At 55.7% G+C, this 15,411-nt stretch carries 12 protein-coding genes; 7 read left to right on the top strand and 5 right to left on the bottom strand.

The window, feature by feature from the left end:
- Positions 1 to 3: 3 nt before the first annotated feature.
- Both aceE and pdhR read right to left on the bottom strand, forming a co-directional pair.
- Positions 4 to 2,667, bottom strand: a complete 2,664-nt coding sequence (gene aceE / locus F8562_RS09005; protein ID WP_004098634.1) for a pyruvate dehydrogenase (acetyl-transferring), homodimeric type — start codon at positions 2,665 to 2,667, stop codon at positions 4 to 6.
- A gap of 241 nt (positions 2,668 to 2,908) precedes the next feature.
- Positions 2,909 to 3,688 carry a pyruvate dehydrogenase complex transcriptional repressor PdhR gene (pdhR, locus tag F8562_RS09000; protein ID WP_004098632.1) on the bottom strand — a complete coding sequence of 260 codons (780 nt, stop codon included), beginning with the start codon at positions 3,686 to 3,688 and terminating at the stop codon, positions 2,909 to 2,911.
- A gap of 652 nt (positions 3,689 to 4,340) precedes the next feature.
- Here pdhR and aroP point away from each other — a divergent pair.
- The 3 genes from aroP (at position 4,341) to F8562_RS08980 (ending at position 8,244) form a co-directional block, all read left to right on the top strand.
- On the top strand, positions 4,341 to 5,711 hold the full coding sequence (aroP, locus tag F8562_RS08990) for an aromatic amino acid transporter AroP (RefSeq protein ID WP_086544283.1): 1,371 nt from the start codon (positions 4,341 to 4,343) through the stop codon (positions 5,709 to 5,711).
- A gap of 176 nt (positions 5,712 to 5,887) precedes the next feature.
- Positions 5,888 to 7,294 (top strand): glycoside-pentoside-hexuronide (GPH):cation symporter, encoded by a 1,407-nt coding sequence (locus F8562_RS08985; protein WP_014227935.1) that lies wholly within the window; start codon positions 5,888 to 5,890, stop codon positions 7,292 to 7,294.
- Positions 7,294 to 8,244 (top strand): family 43 glycosylhydrolase, encoded by a 951-nt coding sequence (locus F8562_RS08980; RefSeq protein ID WP_014227934.1) that lies wholly within the window; start codon positions 7,294 to 7,296, stop codon positions 8,242 to 8,244. The genes F8562_RS08985 and F8562_RS08980 overlap by 1 nt, the downstream gene beginning before the upstream one ends.
- Before the next feature lie 31 nt (positions 8,245 to 8,275).
- On the opposite strand, the gene ampE is transcribed toward F8562_RS08980, so the two are convergent.
- Positions 8,276 to 9,130, bottom strand: coding sequence for a beta-lactamase regulator AmpE (gene ampE / locus F8562_RS08975; RefSeq protein ID WP_014227933.1), 855 nt, complete (start codon positions 9,128 to 9,130; stop codon positions 8,276 to 8,278).
- Positions 9,131 to 9,139: 9 nt separating this feature from the next.
- Complete coding sequence (ampD, locus tag F8562_RS08970) at positions 9,140 to 9,691, bottom strand: 1,6-anhydro-N-acetylmuramyl-L-alanine amidase AmpD (RefSeq protein ID WP_094909466.1); 552 nt, start codon at positions 9,689 to 9,691, stop codon at positions 9,140 to 9,142.
- Positions 9,692 to 9,891: 200 nt separating this feature from the next.
- Here ampD and nadC point away from each other — a divergent pair, with 200 nt between their 5' ends.
- The 4 genes from nadC (at position 9,892) to hofC (ending at position 13,991) form a co-directional block, all read left to right on the top strand.
- Positions 9,892 to 10,785, top strand: coding sequence for a carboxylating nicotinate-nucleotide diphosphorylase (nadC, locus tag F8562_RS08965; protein WP_089046415.1), 894 nt, complete (start codon positions 9,892 to 9,894; stop codon positions 10,783 to 10,785).
- A 183-nt stretch (positions 10,786 to 10,968) separates the two neighbouring features.
- Entirely contained in the window at positions 10,969 to 11,400 is a 432-nt protein-coding gene (ppdD, locus tag F8562_RS08960) for a prepilin peptidase-dependent pilin (RefSeq protein WP_014227930.1), read from the top strand.
- Between the two features lie 10 nt (positions 11,401 to 11,410).
- Positions 11,411 to 12,796: a type II secretion system protein GspE gene (gspE, locus tag F8562_RS08955; RefSeq protein ID WP_014837408.1), complete on the top strand. Its 1,386-nt coding sequence runs from the start codon at positions 11,411 to 11,413 to the stop codon at positions 12,794 to 12,796.
- Complete coding sequence (gene hofC / locus F8562_RS08950; RefSeq protein WP_032694420.1) at positions 12,786 to 13,991, top strand: protein transport protein HofC; 1,206 nt, start codon at positions 12,786 to 12,788, stop codon at positions 13,989 to 13,991. The genes gspE and hofC overlap by 11 nt, the downstream gene beginning before the upstream one ends.
- Before the next feature lie 29 nt (positions 13,992 to 14,020).
- Here hofC and F8562_RS08945 read toward each other — a convergent pair whose 3' ends face one another.
- Positions 14,021 to 15,064, bottom strand: a complete 1,044-nt coding sequence (locus F8562_RS08945) for a GMP reductase (protein WP_009654638.1) — start codon at positions 15,062 to 15,064, stop codon at positions 14,021 to 14,023.
- Positions 15,065 to 15,411: the final 347 nt, after the last annotated feature.

The following is a 15,411-nucleotide window of genomic DNA, read 5'->3' as shown; positions in this document are numbered from 1 at the left end:
CTCTTACGCCAGACGCGGGTTAACTTTATCTGCATCGATGTTGAATTTAGTGATGGCTTCCGCAACCACTTTCTTATCGATTTCGCCACGTTTAGCCAGTTCGCCCAGCGCTGCTACCACCACGTAGGAAGCGTCAACTTCGAAGTGATGACGCAGGTTTTCACGGCTGTCAGAGCGACCGAAGCCGTCGGTACCCAGTACGCGGTAATCATCGGCCGGTACGTAAGTACGAACCTGCTCAGCGAACAGTTTCATATAGTCAGTAGATGCGACTGCCGGAGCGTCGTTCATCACCTGAGCGATGTACGGAACGCGCGGCGTTTCCAGCGGATGCAGCATGTTCCAGCGTTCACAATCCTGGCCATCACGCGCCAGTTCGGTGAAGGAGGTGACGCTATAAACGTCAGAGCCTACGCCGTAGTCTTTGGCCAGGATCTGCGCTGCTTCACGGACGTGACGCAGGATAGAACCGGAGCCCAGCAGCTGAACTTTACCTTTGCTACCTTCAACGGTTTCGAGTTTGTAGATACCTTTACGGATACCTTCCTCGGCGCCTGCTGGCATTGCCGGCATGTGGTAGTTTTCGTTCAGCGTGGTGATGTAGTAGTAAACGTTCTCTTGTTTCTCACCGTACATACGCTCCAGACCATCGTGCATGATGACCGCAACTTCGTACGCGTAAGACGGATCGTAAGAGATACAGTTCGGGATGGTCAGAGACTGAATGTGGCTGTGGCCATCTTCGTGCTGCAGACCTTCGCCGTTCAGCGTGGTACGACCGGAAGTCCCGCCGATCAGGAAGCCGCGAGCCTGCTGGTCGCCTGCCTGCCAGCACAGGTCACCGATACGCTGGAACCCGAACATGGAGTAGTAGATGTAGAACGGGATCATCGGCAGGTTGTTGGTGCTGTAGGAGGTCGCAGCAGCCAGCCAGGATGCACCGGCACCCAGTTCGTTGATACCTTCCTGCAGAATCTGGCCTTTCTCGTCTTCTTTGTAGTAAGCAACCTGCTCACGGTCCTGCGGAGTGTACTGCTGACCGTTCGGGCTGTAGATACCAATCTGACGGAACAGGCCTTCCATACCAAAGGTACGCGCTTCATCGGCGATGATCGGCACGAGGCGGTCTTTGATGGATTTGTTCTTCAGCATCACGTTCAGGGCACGAACGAACGCGATAGTGGTAGAGATCTCTTTATTCTGCTCTTCCAGCAGCGGACCGAAATCTTCCAGGGTCGGCAGCTCCAGCTTCTCATCGAAGTTTGGCTGACGGCTCGGCAGATAGCCGTGCAGTTTCTGACGCTGGGCGTGCAGATAGGTGTGCTCTTCAGAACCTTCCGGGAAGGTCACGTACGGCAGTTTTTCGATATCAGCATCGGCAACCGGCACGTTGAAACGATCGCGGACGTAGCGAACGCCGTCCATGTTCATTTTCTTAACCTGGTGAGCGATGTTTTTACCTTCAGCGGTGTCACCCATGCCGTAACCTTTAATGGTATGGGCGAGGATTACGGTGGCTTTGCCTTTGGTTTCCTGTGCTTTTTTCAGCGCAGCGTAGACTTTCTTCGGATCGTGACCGCCGCGGTTCAGGGCCCAGATCTGCTCGTCAGTCCAGTCGGCAACCAGCGCTGCGGTTTCCGGATATTTACCGAAGAAGTGCTCACGCACGTAAGCGCCGTCTTTGGATTTGAAGGTCTGGTAGTCACCGTCAACGGTCTCTTCCATCAGCTGGATCAGTTTACCGCTGGTATCTTTACGCAGCAGCTCATCCCAGCGTCCGCCCCAGATAACCTTGATAACGTTCCAGCCAGCACCGCCAAAGATGCCTTCCAGTTCGTTAATGATCTTGCCATTACCGGTAACCGGGCCGTCAAGGCGCTGCAGGTTACAGTTGATAACGAAGACCAGGTTGTCCAGCTTCTCACGGGTCGCGATGGTGATCGCGCCTTTGGATTCCGGCTCGTCCATCTCGCCGTCGCCGAGGAAAGCGTAAACGGTTTGTTTGGAAGTGTCTTTCAGGCCGCGGTGTTCCAGATACTTCAGGAACTTAGCCTGATAAATCGCACCGATTGGGCCCAGACCCATAGAGACGGTCGGGAACTGCCAGAATTCCGGCATCAGTTTCGGGTGCGGATAAGAGGACAGACCTTTACCGTGAACTTCCTGACGGAAGTTGTTCATCTGCTCTTCAGTCAGACGACCTTCCAGGAAAGCACGCGCGTAGACGCCCGGAGAGATGTGGCCCTGGAAGTAAACCAGGTCGCCGCCGTCCTGCTCGTTGCGTGCGCGGAAGAAGTGGTTAAAGCACACTTCATAGAAGGTTGCGGAAGACTGGAAGGAAGCCATGTGGCCGCCCAGTTCGAGATCTTTTTTCGATGCGCGCAGAACGGTCATAATCGCGTTCCAGCGGATCGCAGAACGGATACGACGTTCCAGATCCAGATTACCCGGGTATTCCGGCTCATCTTCAACGGCAATAGTGTTCACGTAACCGCCGGTCGATGCGCCAGCAGCCACTTTCACCCCGCCTTTGCGGGCTTCAGAAAGGAGTTGGTCAATAAGATACTGAGCGCGCTCAACACCTTCTTCACGGATGACCGATTCGATCGCCTGTAGCCAGTCGCGAGTTTCGATCGGATCCACGTCATTTGGTAAACGTTCTGACATGGGGGGTATTCCTTATCTATCTAATCGTTGATTAATCTGGAACCTGTCCCATTGCGCTCTTTGTTCTTCATACTTCTGGCTGTCTCTTTGTTGGCTTCGCTTCCTCACCCCAGTCACATAGTTCACTATGCTCCCGGGGATTCGCGCGCTTGCCGCCGCGATACACCCAAAATTATTTTGAACAACTAAAAGTGCAATAAGACAGGTTCTGCGTTTAGTTGCCGCGCTCTAAAAATGGCGCTTAAGAACCGGAGTTCTCATCTTTTCGTTGCTGTAAACGACGCAGTGAGCGTTCACGACGGCTCTGCTCACGGCTACGATCCAGCAAAATTTCCTCAATGAACGCCAGGTGACGATGCGACGCTTCACGCGCCTGCTCCGGTTCCCCGGCGATTATCGCCTCAAAAATGCGAGTACGATGATTGCTGACCTGCGGGAGCATCTCCCGACGGGCGTACAACAATTCAAAATTCTGGCGAACGTTCTGGGCCAGCATCGGCTCCATACAGCGTAGTAGATGGAGCAGCACCACATTGTGCGCCGCTTCGGTGACGGCGATTTGATACTGGACGACGGCATCGGATTCGGCGTCGAGATCGCCGGACTGCTGAGCCCGCTCAATGGCCTGATGCAGCTCGCGAATGCGTTCGCGGTCTTCATCATTGCTGCGCAGCGCCGCGTAATAAGCCGCGATGCCTTCAAGCGCGTGACGGGTTTCCAGCAGATCAAATTGGGATTCAGGGTGGTCGGACAGTAGCTCTACCAGCGGGTCGCTGAAGCTCTGCCACAGGCGGCTTTGTACAAACGTTCCGCCCCCCTGGCGACGAAGCAACAAGCCCTTAGCTTCGAGGCGTTGAATAGCCTCACGGAGCGAGGGACGGGAAACGTCGAACTGTTTTGCCAGTTCACGTTCTGGCGGGAGTTTTTCACCGGGGCGCAACGTCCCCTCAAGGATTAAAAACTCCAGCTGCTGCTCTATCACATCGGATAGTTTTGGTTGGCGGATCTTGCTGTAGGCCATATTCCCTGTCTCTGCCATTAGCCCGGAGTCAATTGGTCTTACCAATTCATAGTTCGTATCGCTAAAGTAACAAAGTATTCACCTTCTGTCCATACAGGTTTTGATTGAAATCATTAAACCCGGCACGTTTTAACAACCTTACAGAAATAACATTTCAAAAATGTAACCTTGCACAAATGTTGTGTTTACTCACAAAGAGGTAGCGTTAACGTAATAGAAACGAAAAATTACGCTATCTGAACCGATTCAACTCCTCATTAAGTGAATATAAATTCAATAAATTTGCATGGATGACAAATAGTGGGTAGGCACTGGCGCATGGGGTGGGATTTACAAATGGCGTCTTTTTGCTCGCTTCGTCATCATCCCTTCATAAAGCAGGTGCATTCAGCGGCGCTTATCACTATTCTCCATGATACGAAAGGCCTTTTCATGAATTTCCTCTCCGCCTTGCGTAAAGAAATAAGTACATCTACGGAATTTGATAATTACACAAACACAACAATATGTGCGCTACATCACTCGGGGCAAAACGGGGCGCAGGCTCCGTAGAAATTCGCTGACTATGCTATCAGGCAGGGATGGACAGCGAAGAAGTCACCTGATGGATGACGCGGACAAACATAATAGCCATAACCACACACGAGGATTCATGATGGAAGGTCAACAGCATGGCGATCGGCTAAAGCGCGGCCTTAAAAACCGCCATATTCAGCTTATTGCGCTGGGAGGCGCTATCGGTACCGGTTTGTTTCTGGGTAGCGCATCCGTCATCCAAAACGCGGGTCCCGGTATTATTCTGGGCTACGCAATTGCCGGTTTTATTGCTTTCCTGATTATGCGTCAGCTGGGCGAAATGGTCGTCGAAGAGCCGGTAGCCGGTTCATTTAGTCATTTTGCCTACAAATACTGGGGCGGCTTTGCAGGCTTCGCTTCCGGCTGGAACTACTGGGTGCTTTACGTGCTGGTCGCAATGGCCGAGCTGACCGCGGTCGGGAAATACGTCCAGTTCTGGTGGCCGGAAATTCCTACCTGGGTTTCTGCGGCCGTTTTCTTTATCGCTATCAACGCCATCAACCTGACGAACGTCAAGGTGTTTGGCGAGATGGAGTTCTGGTTCGCGATCATCAAAGTCGTCGCCGTCGTGGCGATGATCCTGTTCGGCGGCTGGCTGCTGTTCAGCGGCAACGGCGGCCCGCAGGCCACCGTACGCAACCTGTGGGAGCAAGGCGGATTCCTGCCGCACGGCTTCACCGGGCTGGTAATGATGATGGCGATTATTATGTTCTCTTTCGGCGGGCTGGAGCTGGTCGGTATCACCGCAGCCGAAGCGGATAACCCGGAGCAGAGCATTCCGAAGGCCACCAACCAGGTCATCTACCGCATCCTGATTTTCTATGTGGGCTCGCTGGCCGTTCTGCTTTCGCTGCTGCCGTGGAGCCGCGTAACCGCCGATACCAGCCCGTTCGTCCTGATTTTCCACGAGCTGGGCGATACCTTCGTCGCGAATGCGCTGAATATCGTGGTATTAACCGCGGCGCTCTCCGTTTACAACAGCTGCGTATACTGCAACAGCCGGATGCTGTTCGGTCTGGCCCAGCAGGGGAACGCGCCAAAAGCGCTGATGAGCGTCGATAAACGCGGCGTGCCGGTCAACACCATCCTCGTCTCCGCGGTGGTCACCGCGCTGTGCGTACTGATTAACTACTTCGCGCCGGAATCCGCGTTTGGTCTGCTGATGGCGCTGGTGGTTTCAGCCCTGGTGATCAACTGGGCGATGATTAGCCTGGCGCACATGAAGTTCCGTCGCGCTAAGCAGCAGCAGGGCGTGGTCACCCGCTTCCCGGCGCTGCTTTATCCGCTGGGCAACTGGATCTGCCTGCTGTTTATGGCGGGAGTGCTGGTGATCATGCTGATGACCCCTGGCATGGCGATTTCCGTCTACCTTATCCCGGTATGGATTGCCGTTCTCGGCGTCGGCTACCTGTTTAAGCAGAAAACCGCCAGCGCCATTAAAGCATAATCCTGCATCTCCACAACCTGTGTCCGCCCGCCGCTGGCGGACACAGCGCATTGTTATCTGCTTCACACTTTCCCCCTGATAACCGATTTATCCATATCGTTAACCCTATCCTGCAACGCATTAGTCCATTACCCGGCTAATAATTCTCTCCATACCGCCACGGGGAGATCGCTGCGATGAATGGCAATAAGCTTTCAGTTAAAGAAAAAATAGGCTACGGGATGGGTGACGCCGGATGCAATATCATATTCGGCGCCATCATGTTGTTTGTTAACTATTTTTATACGGATATTTTTGGTCTCGCGCCGGCGCTGGTGGGCGTTTTGCTGCTTTCCGTACGCGTTATTGATGCCGTCACCGATCCGATTATGGGGGCGATGGCCGACCGTACCCGCAGTAAATACGGGCGCTTTCGCCCATGGCTGCTGTGGATTGCCTTCCCGTACGCGCTGTTCAGCGTGCTGATGTTTACCACCCCGGAGTGGTCGTACAATAGCAAGGTTATCTATGCTTTCGTCACCTACTTCCTGCTCTCGCTGACCTACACCGCGATCAACATCCCCTACTGCTCCTTGGGTAGCGTGATTACGAATGACCCGAAGGAACGCGTGGCCTGCCAGTCCTATCGCTTCGTGATGGTCGGTATCGCCACGCTCCTGCTCTCCCTGACGCTGCTGCCGATGGCGGACTGGTTCGGCGGTGAGGATAAAGCCAAAGGCTATCAGATGGCGATGACCGTGCTGGCGATTATCGGTATGTGCATGTTCCTGTTCTGCTTTGCCACCGTTCGTGAACGCGTAAAACCCGCCGTCCAGACCAACGACGAGCTGAAAAAAGATCTGAAAGACGTCTGGAAAAACGACCAGTGGGTTCGCATCCTGCTGCTAACGCTGTGCAACGTTTGTCCGGGCTTTATTCGCATGGCCGCCACCATGTACTACGTCACCTGGGTGATGCAGCAAAGCACCCACTTCGCCACGCTATTTATCAGCCTCGGGGTAGTCGGAATGATGATCGGCAGTATGCTGGCTAAAGTCCTGACCGACCGCTGGTGCAAACTGCAGGTGTTTTTCTGGACCAACATCGTGCTGGCGATTTTCTCCTGCGCCTTCTACTTCTTCGACCCGCACGCCACCATGATGATTATGGTGCTCTACTTCCTGCTGAACATTCTGCATCAGATCCCCTCGCCGCTGCACTGGTCGCTGATGGCCGACGTGGATGACTACGGCGAATGGAAGACCGGCAAACGCATCACCGGCATCAGCTTCTCCGGCAACCTGTTCTTCCTGAAGGTCGGTCTGGCCATCGCCGGCGCGATGGTTGGCTTCCTGCTCTCCTGGTACGGTTACGATGCCGGTGCGAAGCAGCAAAGCGCCTCCGCGATTAACGGTATCGTATTGTTATTCAGCGTTATCCCCGGCATCGGCTATCTGATTACCGCGGGGGTGGTGCGTATGCTGAAGGTAAACCGCGAATTTATGCGGCTAATTCAGTCCGACCTCGAGAAACGCCGGGTCAACTACAGCGAACTCAACGACTATCAGGAACTGAAAACCGGCGAACAGGTAAGGAAAGCGTAATGAAAAACTGGCCGAATCCATTTATTGAACAACGCGCGGACCCGTATATTCTGCGCCATCAGGAGAGCTACTACTTTATTGCCTCGGTGCCGGAGTATGACCGTCTGGAAATCCGCCGCTCAGCAACCCTTGAAGGTTTACGCGACGCGCAGCCGGTGGTCGTCTGGCGTAAACCGGACAGCGGCCCGATGAGCCAGCTCATATGGGCCCCGGAGCTGCATGAGATTGACGGCAAATGGTATATCTACTTTGCCGCCAGCCACACCCACGATCTGGATGCGCTGGGCATGTTCCAGCACCGCATGTTCGCGCTCGAATGCGCGGAGAGCGACCCGTTAACCGGGAAATGGCAGGAAAAAGGCCAGATTAAAACGCCGCTTGATACCTTTGCGCTGGATGCCACCACCTTCCACCATCAGGGTAAACGGTGGTACCTGTGGGCGCAAAAAGATCCGGAAATTAAGGGTAATACCAACCTCTATCTGGCTGAACTGGCAAATCCGTGGACGCTAAAAGGTCAGCCGGTCATGCTGAGTCAACCCGAGTTTGACTGGGAGTGCCGGGGTTTTCTGGTGAACGAAGGCCCGGCGGTCCTGTTCCACGGCGACAAGCTGTTCGTCAGCTACTCCGCCAGCGCCACCGACGAAAACTACTGTATGGGCTTATTGTGGATAGACATTAACGCCGACCCGCTGCGGCCGGAAAACTGGCATAAAGCGCCGCAGCCGGTGTTCCGTACCAGCTATGAGAATCGTCAGTATGGGCCCGGACACAATAGCTTTACGCAAACGCCGGAGGGAGAAGATGTGCTGGTGTACCACGCGCGCAACTACACCGAAATCGAAGGCGACCCGCTGTACGATCCGAATCGCCATACCCGCCTGAAGCTTGTCCGCTGGGACGAAAACGGGATGCCTGATTTTGGCATCCCGGCAGCAGATACGGATTAAAAGCGAAACCTGCCCGCCAGCGGGCAGGTGCTTAAATCAGCGTACCGTAAATCGTCAGCAGCGCCATAATCACCACCACCACCAGCGATGTTTTTTTCGCCATGGAGACCGCCGCCTTCGGCGTCGCCACTTTATCCACATGCGGCTCGCGCGCCAGCGAATACTGCGCCAGGCGCGTCAGCACCTGATACTGCGAAGAGTGGAGGTCGCCCAGCGAGGCAAACCACGCAGGCAAAGCCTTTTCCCCGTGCCCAACCAGCGCGTACACCACGCCGACCAGACGTACCGGAACCCAGTCGACCACGTGCAGAATGCCGTCAATACCCGACTGTAAGCGATGACGCGGCGTCTGATAACGCGCCAGCCAGGTCTGCCAGGCCCGCAGCGTACAGTAGGCAATCAGGGTTAACGGTCCCCACGGCCCGCCGACAACGAACCAGAACAGCGGAGCGAGATAGTAGCGGTAGTTAATCCACAGCAGCGCGTTTTGCAGCTCGCTCAGATATTCACGCTGGTCGCAGCCGGGCGGCACGCCGTGGATCAGGGTGAGCTCGCTGGCCATGGCGTCGCAGGCGCGGCTATCATCGCGCGCCGCCGCCTTCAGGTAGGCGTGATAGTGCAGACGGACTTTGCCCGCGCCGATGCACAGCAGGCCCAGCAGGATCCAGAACACCAGCAGAGGAATGTTAAACAGCTGCCCCTGCAGCAGACGCTGAATAATAAACACGACCGCCGCCGCCGCGACCGTCATCAGTAGGGTAGTGAGCAGGGAATAATGCTTTACCCGGCGAAACAGCACTTCCAGCCGGTGATCGAGCTGCCAGTGCTCGCCCAGCTTAAACAAACGCTCGGCAATGAGGACTAACAGCGTAGTGAACAACGTCATGGCATCTCCTTATTCTGACGACGGGGTTAACAGACCGCGAAATTTTACCCAGTCAAAAGCCGGGCCGGGATCCGTTTTACGCACTGGCGCAATATCGCTATGGCCGGTGATATTGTCAGCTATCGCCGGATAGCGCGAGATAAGCTGACGGGAAACGGCAACCAGCTGCTGATACTGCGCGTCGGTATAAGCCAGCTCGTCGGTCCCTTCCAGCTCAATGCCTATCGAAAAATCATTACAGCGCTCGCGCCCGTGATAGCTGGAAACCCCCGCGTGCCAGGCGCGCTGGTCGAAAGGCACATACTGCACGATTTCACCGTCGCGGCGAATCAGACAGTGTGCCGAAACGCGAAGATGCGCGATTTCAGCAAAAAAAGGGTGCGCATTCGGATCGAGCGTACCGGTGAACAGGGCATCAATCCATGGCCCGCCAAATTCACCGGGCGGCAGGCTTATATTATGCACCACCAGCAAAGAGGGGGGTTCATTATCCGGGCGGCTATCGTGGTGCGGCGAAGGAACCCGACGCGCCTCTTCCAGCCATCCCCCGTTCAACTGCATGTTGAGTCTCCTTTTACTAGCTTATGCATTCGTGGCACCGTGACCAAACAATCCCCGGCATCATACCCACGCTCGCTCGGCTGGCTAACGCCAAAACTTCACGCTGGCGCCGCCGACGAAAGGACGCGGATGTGGTACAGAAACGTCGTTCAGGTTAGCATGTTTCCCACTTCTGAATCTTATCTATCTGGAGCTTTATCATGACGCCTCGTCGCTACAATCCCGACCGCCGCCGTGACGCGCTGCTGGAGCGTATTAATCTTGATATTACCGATGCCGTCTCTCAATCCCTGCGGGAAGATTTAGGCGGTGAAGTGGATGCGAACAACGATATTAGCGCGCAATTATTGCCGCAGGATGCGCGCTCGCATGCCGTCGTCATCACCCGTGAAGACGGCGTGTTTTGCGGTAAACGCTGGGTAGAAGAAGTCTTTATTCAGCTTGCGGGCGACGACGTTAACTTCACCTGGCACGTTGCCGATGGCGACGCGCTAAAAGCCAATCAGCCGCTATTCGAGCTGGAAGGCCCTTCGCGGATCCTGCTCACCGGCGAACGTACCGCACTCAATTTCGTGCAGACGCTCTCCGGGGTGGCCAGCGAAGTCCGCCGCTATGTCGACCTGCTGGCAGGCACCAAAACTCAACTGCTCGATACGCGCAAAACGCTGCCGGGCCTGCGCACGGCGCTGAAATATGCGGTCCTGTGCGGCGGCGGGGCCAATCATCGCCTGGGCCTCTCCGATGCCTTTCTGATTAAAGAGAACCATATTATCGCTTCCGGCTCGGTACGGCAGGCGGTTGAAAAAGCGTTCTGGCTGCACCCGGATGTGCCGGTTGAGGTGGAAGTCGAAACCCTTGAAGAGCTGGATGAAGCGCTGAAAGCCGGCGCTGACATCATTATGCTCGACAACTTCACTACCGACCTGATGCGCGAAGCGGTCAAACACACCAACGGCCAGGCGGCGCTGGAAGTCTCCGGCAACGTCACATTCGAGACTATTCGTGAATTTGCTGAAACCGGCGTCGATTACATCTCCGTTGGCGCGTTGACCAAGCACGTCCGCGCTCTCGATCTCTCTATGCGCTTCCGCTAATCCCCCTGCCCCGGTTCGTCGTTGATGCCGGGGCGCACTTTTGCGAGCCGGTTCGCACGCCAATAATCCCTCAATGCAACCCGCAAAAAAAGCCTGGAAGCGTGCTTCTCCAGACGCGATCTGCCGCTCGTATCGCTAAACAAACCCCGGCAAAGTGCTCCCGAAGATAACAAGGAGCAACTTATGGACAAACAACGCGGCTTTACCCTCATCGAACTTATGGTGGTCATTGGGATCATCGCCATTCTCAGCGCAATCGGCATTCCGGCTTATCAGAACTATCTGCGAAAAGCGGCGCTTACCGATATGCTGCAAACCTTCGTCCCGTTCCGCACCGCCATTGAGCTGTGCGCGCTGGAGCACGGCGGATTAACCACCTGCGATGGCGGCAGCAACGGTATTCCCTCGCCCGCCACAACCCGCTACGTTTCGGCTATGACCGTCGCCACAGGCGTTGTCACGCTCACCGGGCAGGAAAGCCTTAATGGCTTAAGCGTCACGCTGACGCCGACCTGGGATAACGCTAACGGCATCACCGGCTGGCAGCGAGTGTGCAACATTACCGGCGATAGCGCACTCAAGCAGGCCTGTGAAGACGTGTTCCGTTTTAACTGAGGGCGCGGCAATGAAAACTGAACAATTGATACCTCTTTGCCAGCGCTATCAGGCCTTACTGCTCGATAGTAATGAACACACCATCGCTATCGCCGTGGTTGACGCCCCCGCCCCGGAGCTGCTGGAAGCGTTACGTTTCGCGACGCAGAAAAGGATTGATATCGAGTGCTGGAGCCAGGACCAGATGGACAAGCGGCTGCAGACGCCGGGAATATCAACCCTCACCCCGCCTGTTGAAGCCTCGGCCAGCATCGTTGAACAGGTAAATAGCCTTCTGGAACAGGCCCTGCGCCAGCGCGCATCGGATATTCATATTGAACCCGGTGACGATCGCCTGAGAATTCGCCTGCGGGTAGATGGCGTACTCCATTCTCTTGCGCCGCTTGCGCCGGAACTCGCCGCCCCCATCACCGCCCGACTTAAAGTGCTCAGCAATCTGGATATCGCTGAACACCGGGTACCGCAGGACGGTCAGTTTACCCTCACGCTCGCAGACCGCCCGATCTCGTTTCGGATCGCCACGCTTCCCTGCCGCGGCGGGGAAAAAATCGTCCTTCGCTTATTACATCAGGTCGAACAAGCGCTGGACCTCGAAGCGCTGGGGCTATCGTCTCAGCAGCTTGCCGTCTTTCGCGCGGCGCTTAACCAACCTCAGGGGCTGATGCTGGTCACCGGCCCGACGGGAAGTGGGAAAACCGTCACTTTGTACAGCGCGCTGCAGGCGCGGAATCGCGACGAGGTCAATATATGCAGCGTTGAAGATCCGCTGGAGATCCCCATCGTGGGGATGAATCAGACGCAGATTAATCCGCGGGCGGGCTTAACCTTTCACAGCGTACTGCGCGCCCTGCTACGCCAGGATCCTGATATCGTGATGGTCGGGGAGATACGCGATGCAGAAACCGCTGAAATTGCGATAAAAGCAGCGCAAACCGGGCACCTGGTTCTCTCAACGCTGCACACCAATTCAACCAGTGAAACGCTGGTTCGCCTGCAGCAGATGGGCGTTGCGCGCTGGATGATCTCATCCGCGCTTTCTCTGGTGGTTGCTCAACGCCTGGTACGCAAACTGTGCCCGCACTGCCGCCAGGAAACCGGCAGTTCGGCCGATGTTCCACACAGCCTGTGGCCGCGGGCGCTTCCTCGCTGGCAGGCTCCGGGCTGTCAGCACTGCTATCACGGCTACTACGGTCGCCTGGCGCTATTTGAGCTGCTCCCCGTCACCACCGCGTTACGGCAGGCGATTACTCAGGGTCTTAGCGCCGGAGAGATCGAGTCCCTGGCGCGCGAATCCGGTATGATGACGCTGTTTGAGAGCGGCTGTCTGGCCGTCGAACGTGGGATGACAAGTCTGGAAGAGGTCGTTCGCGTGTTGGGGATACCGCATGGCGACTAAACGACTGTGGCGCTGGCGCGGTCTCTCTCTCCAGGGCATTCCCTGCCAGGGAACGCTCTGGCAGGATAATCGCCCTGAGGCATTGCAGGCTCTGCAGCGGCAGCGAATTATCCCGCTGACGCTGCGCCGCTGTAGCGTGCAAAGCGCCCTCTGGCATCCGCGCTACAGTGGCGAAATCATCCGCCAGCTGGCCGCGCTTCTTCAGGCCGGTCTCCCCCTGGCCGAGGGGCTGGAACTGCTGGCGCAGCAGCAGCCCAATGCGCAATGGCAGGCGCTGCTGCAAACCCTGGCGGAGGATCTGGCGCAGGGCATTTCGCTTTCAGGCTCCCTGGAAAAATGGCCTGAGGCGTTCCCTCCGCTCTATCTGGCCATGATTCGCACCGGTGAACTTACCGGTAAACTGGAACTTTGCTGCGCTCAGTTGGCCAGGCAGCAGCGAGAGCAGCTGCTCCTCACCGAAAAAGTGAAAAAAGCGCTGCGCTACCCGTTGATTATCTTATCCCTGGCGCTGCTGGTGGTGATGGGAATGCTGTGCTTTGTCTTACCGGAGTTCGCCGCTATATATCAAACCTTCAACACCCCGCTGCCGTGGCTGACCCGCGCGGTAATAAGCATTGGCGAAGGGTTAACTCGCTGTTGGCCACTGCTCGCTGCCCTGGGTATTTTACCTGCAATACTCAACCGGCTGATTTGCCAGCGGCCAGGCTGGCTGCTGTACCGTCAGAAGCTGCTCCATACGCTGCCGGTGTTTGGCAAACTGCTATGCGGCCAGCGGCTTAGCCAGATTTTTACCGTACTCGCATTGACGCAAAGCGCCGGAATCAGCTTTCTGCAAGGCCTGCAAAGCGTGGAGGAAACCCTGAGCTGCCCGCTATGGCGGCAGAGGCTCCAGCAGGTTTGCCGGCAAATTACCCACGGCGATCCCATCTGGCAGGCGCTCGCCAACGGCGGAGGCTTCACGCCGCTTTGCCTACAACTGATCCGTACCGGTGAAGCTTCGGGTTCGCTGGATACCATGCTGGAAAATCTGGCTCGTCACCATAGTGAGCAGACGCATCAGCAGGCAGATAATCTGGCGACCTTGCTGGAACCGATGATGTTGGTAGTGACCGGAACGATTGTCGGCGTGCTGGTGGTGGCGATGTATTTACCCATTTTTCATCTGGGCGACGCCATTAGCGGAATGGGGGGATAACGCTGGCGCAAACGCGCCAGCGAACGGCATTACAGGCTGTTGAACACGCGGTTCTCTTGTTCCTGTACGCGAATAAAAGTCGTGCGTTTAGTCAGTTCTTTCAGCCGTGAAGCACCTACGTAGGTGCATGCGGAACGCAGGCCGCCAAGAATATCGCGCGCGGTGTTTTCAACCGGGCCGCGCAGAGGCAGCTTAACGGTTTTGCCTTCAGCCGCACGGTACTGGGCTACGCCGCCAACGTGACGGGTCATCGCCGACTCCGAGCTCATGCCGTAGAACAGCATGAATTTTTCGCCGTTTTCTTCAACCACGGTACCGCCGCTCTCTTCGTGACCGGCCAGCATACCGCCAAGCATCACGAAATCCGCGCCGCCGCCGAAGGCTTTAGCCACATCGCCCGGCATAGTACATCCGCCGTCGCTGATAATCTGCCCGCCCAGGCCGTGCGCCGCATCGGCACACTCAATCACTGCGGAAAGCTGCGGATAGCCGACGCCGGTTTTCACGCGAGTTGTACATACGGAGCCCGGACCGATACCCACCTTAACGATATCAGCCCCCGAAAGAATCAGCTCTTCGCACATTTCGCCGGTCACAACGTTGCCCGCAATAATGGTTTTCTGCGGCCAGGCTTCGCGGGCTTTCGCGACAAACTGCACGAAGTGCTCTGAATAGCCATTCGCCACGTCAATGCACACAAAGCTAAGCTGCGGATTTTGGATCAGAATCTGTTTTGTTTTCTCAAAATCCGCATCGGAGGTGCCGGTAGAGACCATGACGTGCTGCACGACATCTGCCGATACGCTCTGAACAAACGCCTGCCACTGTTCAACGCTGTAATGCTTATGTACGGCGGTCAAAACGCCAAATGAAGCCAGGGCTTTAGCCATGGCAAACGTGCCAACGGTGTCCATGTTAGCAGCAATGATCGGCACACCAGACCAGGTCTGGCCAGAATGTTTGAAAGTGAATTCACGTTCCAGCTGTACGTCAGAACGGCTTTTGAGGGTAGAACGTTTCGGGCGGATAAGAACGTCTTTAAAACCAAGCTTCAAATCTTCTTCAATACGCATGTGCGAATTCCTGGGGTTAATTGCATTATTGTGAGAGCACAACTCCAGTGACGTTATCATACGCACGAATCATGGCCGCGCAAGACTGCGATTTTCACTTTTTTTACGCTACAATCGTATAAATTTACCTGGTGAACAGCCAAAAGCGAATTTGCGATATCCCATCGCAGGCGTATCATTTTTAACCATTTGATTTACATGCGCAAAAAGAACCAGGGTACGTGGTGACAGCCATTTATTGGTTGATATCACGTCGATAAAGCCACTATCGCAGTGGCGTCGTCGCGTCGTAAATCACGGCTCTGTTATTGAAAAATGTGCATGTAGTCAGTTTCAGGATTGAGGTG

The organism is Klebsiella sp. RCJ4, assembly GCF_009025755.1.
GTDB classification, from domain to species: domain Bacteria; phylum Pseudomonadota; class Gammaproteobacteria; order Enterobacterales; family Enterobacteriaceae; genus Klebsiella; species Klebsiella michiganensis.
This window is presented reverse-complemented; position numbering and strand designations above follow the sequence as displayed.

What these genes read in the sequence shown, in the direction of transcription:
- aceE (WP_004098634.1), bottom strand. Translation starts at nt 2,667, where the DNA reads ATGTCAGAACGTTTACCAAATGACGTGGATCCGATCGAAACTCGCGAC.
- pdhR (WP_004098632.1), bottom strand. Translation starts at nt 3,688, where the DNA reads ATGGCCTACAGCAAGATCCGCCAACCAAAACTATCCGATGTGATAGAG.
- aroP (WP_086544283.1), top strand. Translation starts at nt 4,341, where the DNA reads ATGATGGAAGGTCAACAGCATGGCGATCGGCTAAAGCGCGGCCTTAAA.
- F8562_RS08985 (WP_014227935.1), top strand. Translation starts at nt 5,888, where the DNA reads ATGAATGGCAATAAGCTTTCAGTTAAAGAAAAAATAGGCTACGGGATG.
- F8562_RS08980 (WP_014227934.1), top strand. Translation starts at nt 7,294, where the DNA reads ATGAAAAACTGGCCGAATCCATTTATTGAACAACGCGCGGACCCGTAT.
- ampE (WP_014227933.1), bottom strand. Translation starts at nt 9,130, where the DNA reads ATGACGTTGTTCACTACGCTGTTAGTCCTCATTGCCGAGCGTTTGTTT.
- ampD (WP_094909466.1), bottom strand. Translation starts at nt 9,691, where the DNA reads ATGCAGTTGAACGGGGGATGGCTGGAAGAGGCGCGTCGGGTTCCTTCG.
- nadC (WP_089046415.1), top strand. Translation starts at nt 9,892, where the DNA reads ATGACGCCTCGTCGCTACAATCCCGACCGCCGCCGTGACGCGCTGCTG.
- ppdD (WP_014227930.1), top strand. Translation starts at nt 10,969, where the DNA reads ATGGACAAACAACGCGGCTTTACCCTCATCGAACTTATGGTGGTCATT.
- gspE (WP_014837408.1), top strand. Translation starts at nt 11,411, where the DNA reads ATGAAAACTGAACAATTGATACCTCTTTGCCAGCGCTATCAGGCCTTA.
- hofC (WP_032694420.1), top strand. Translation starts at nt 12,786, where the DNA reads ATGGCGACTAAACGACTGTGGCGCTGGCGCGGTCTCTCTCTCCAGGGC.
- F8562_RS08945 (WP_009654638.1), bottom strand. Translation starts at nt 15,064, where the DNA reads ATGCGTATTGAAGAAGATTTGAAGCTTGGTTTTAAAGACGTTCTTATC.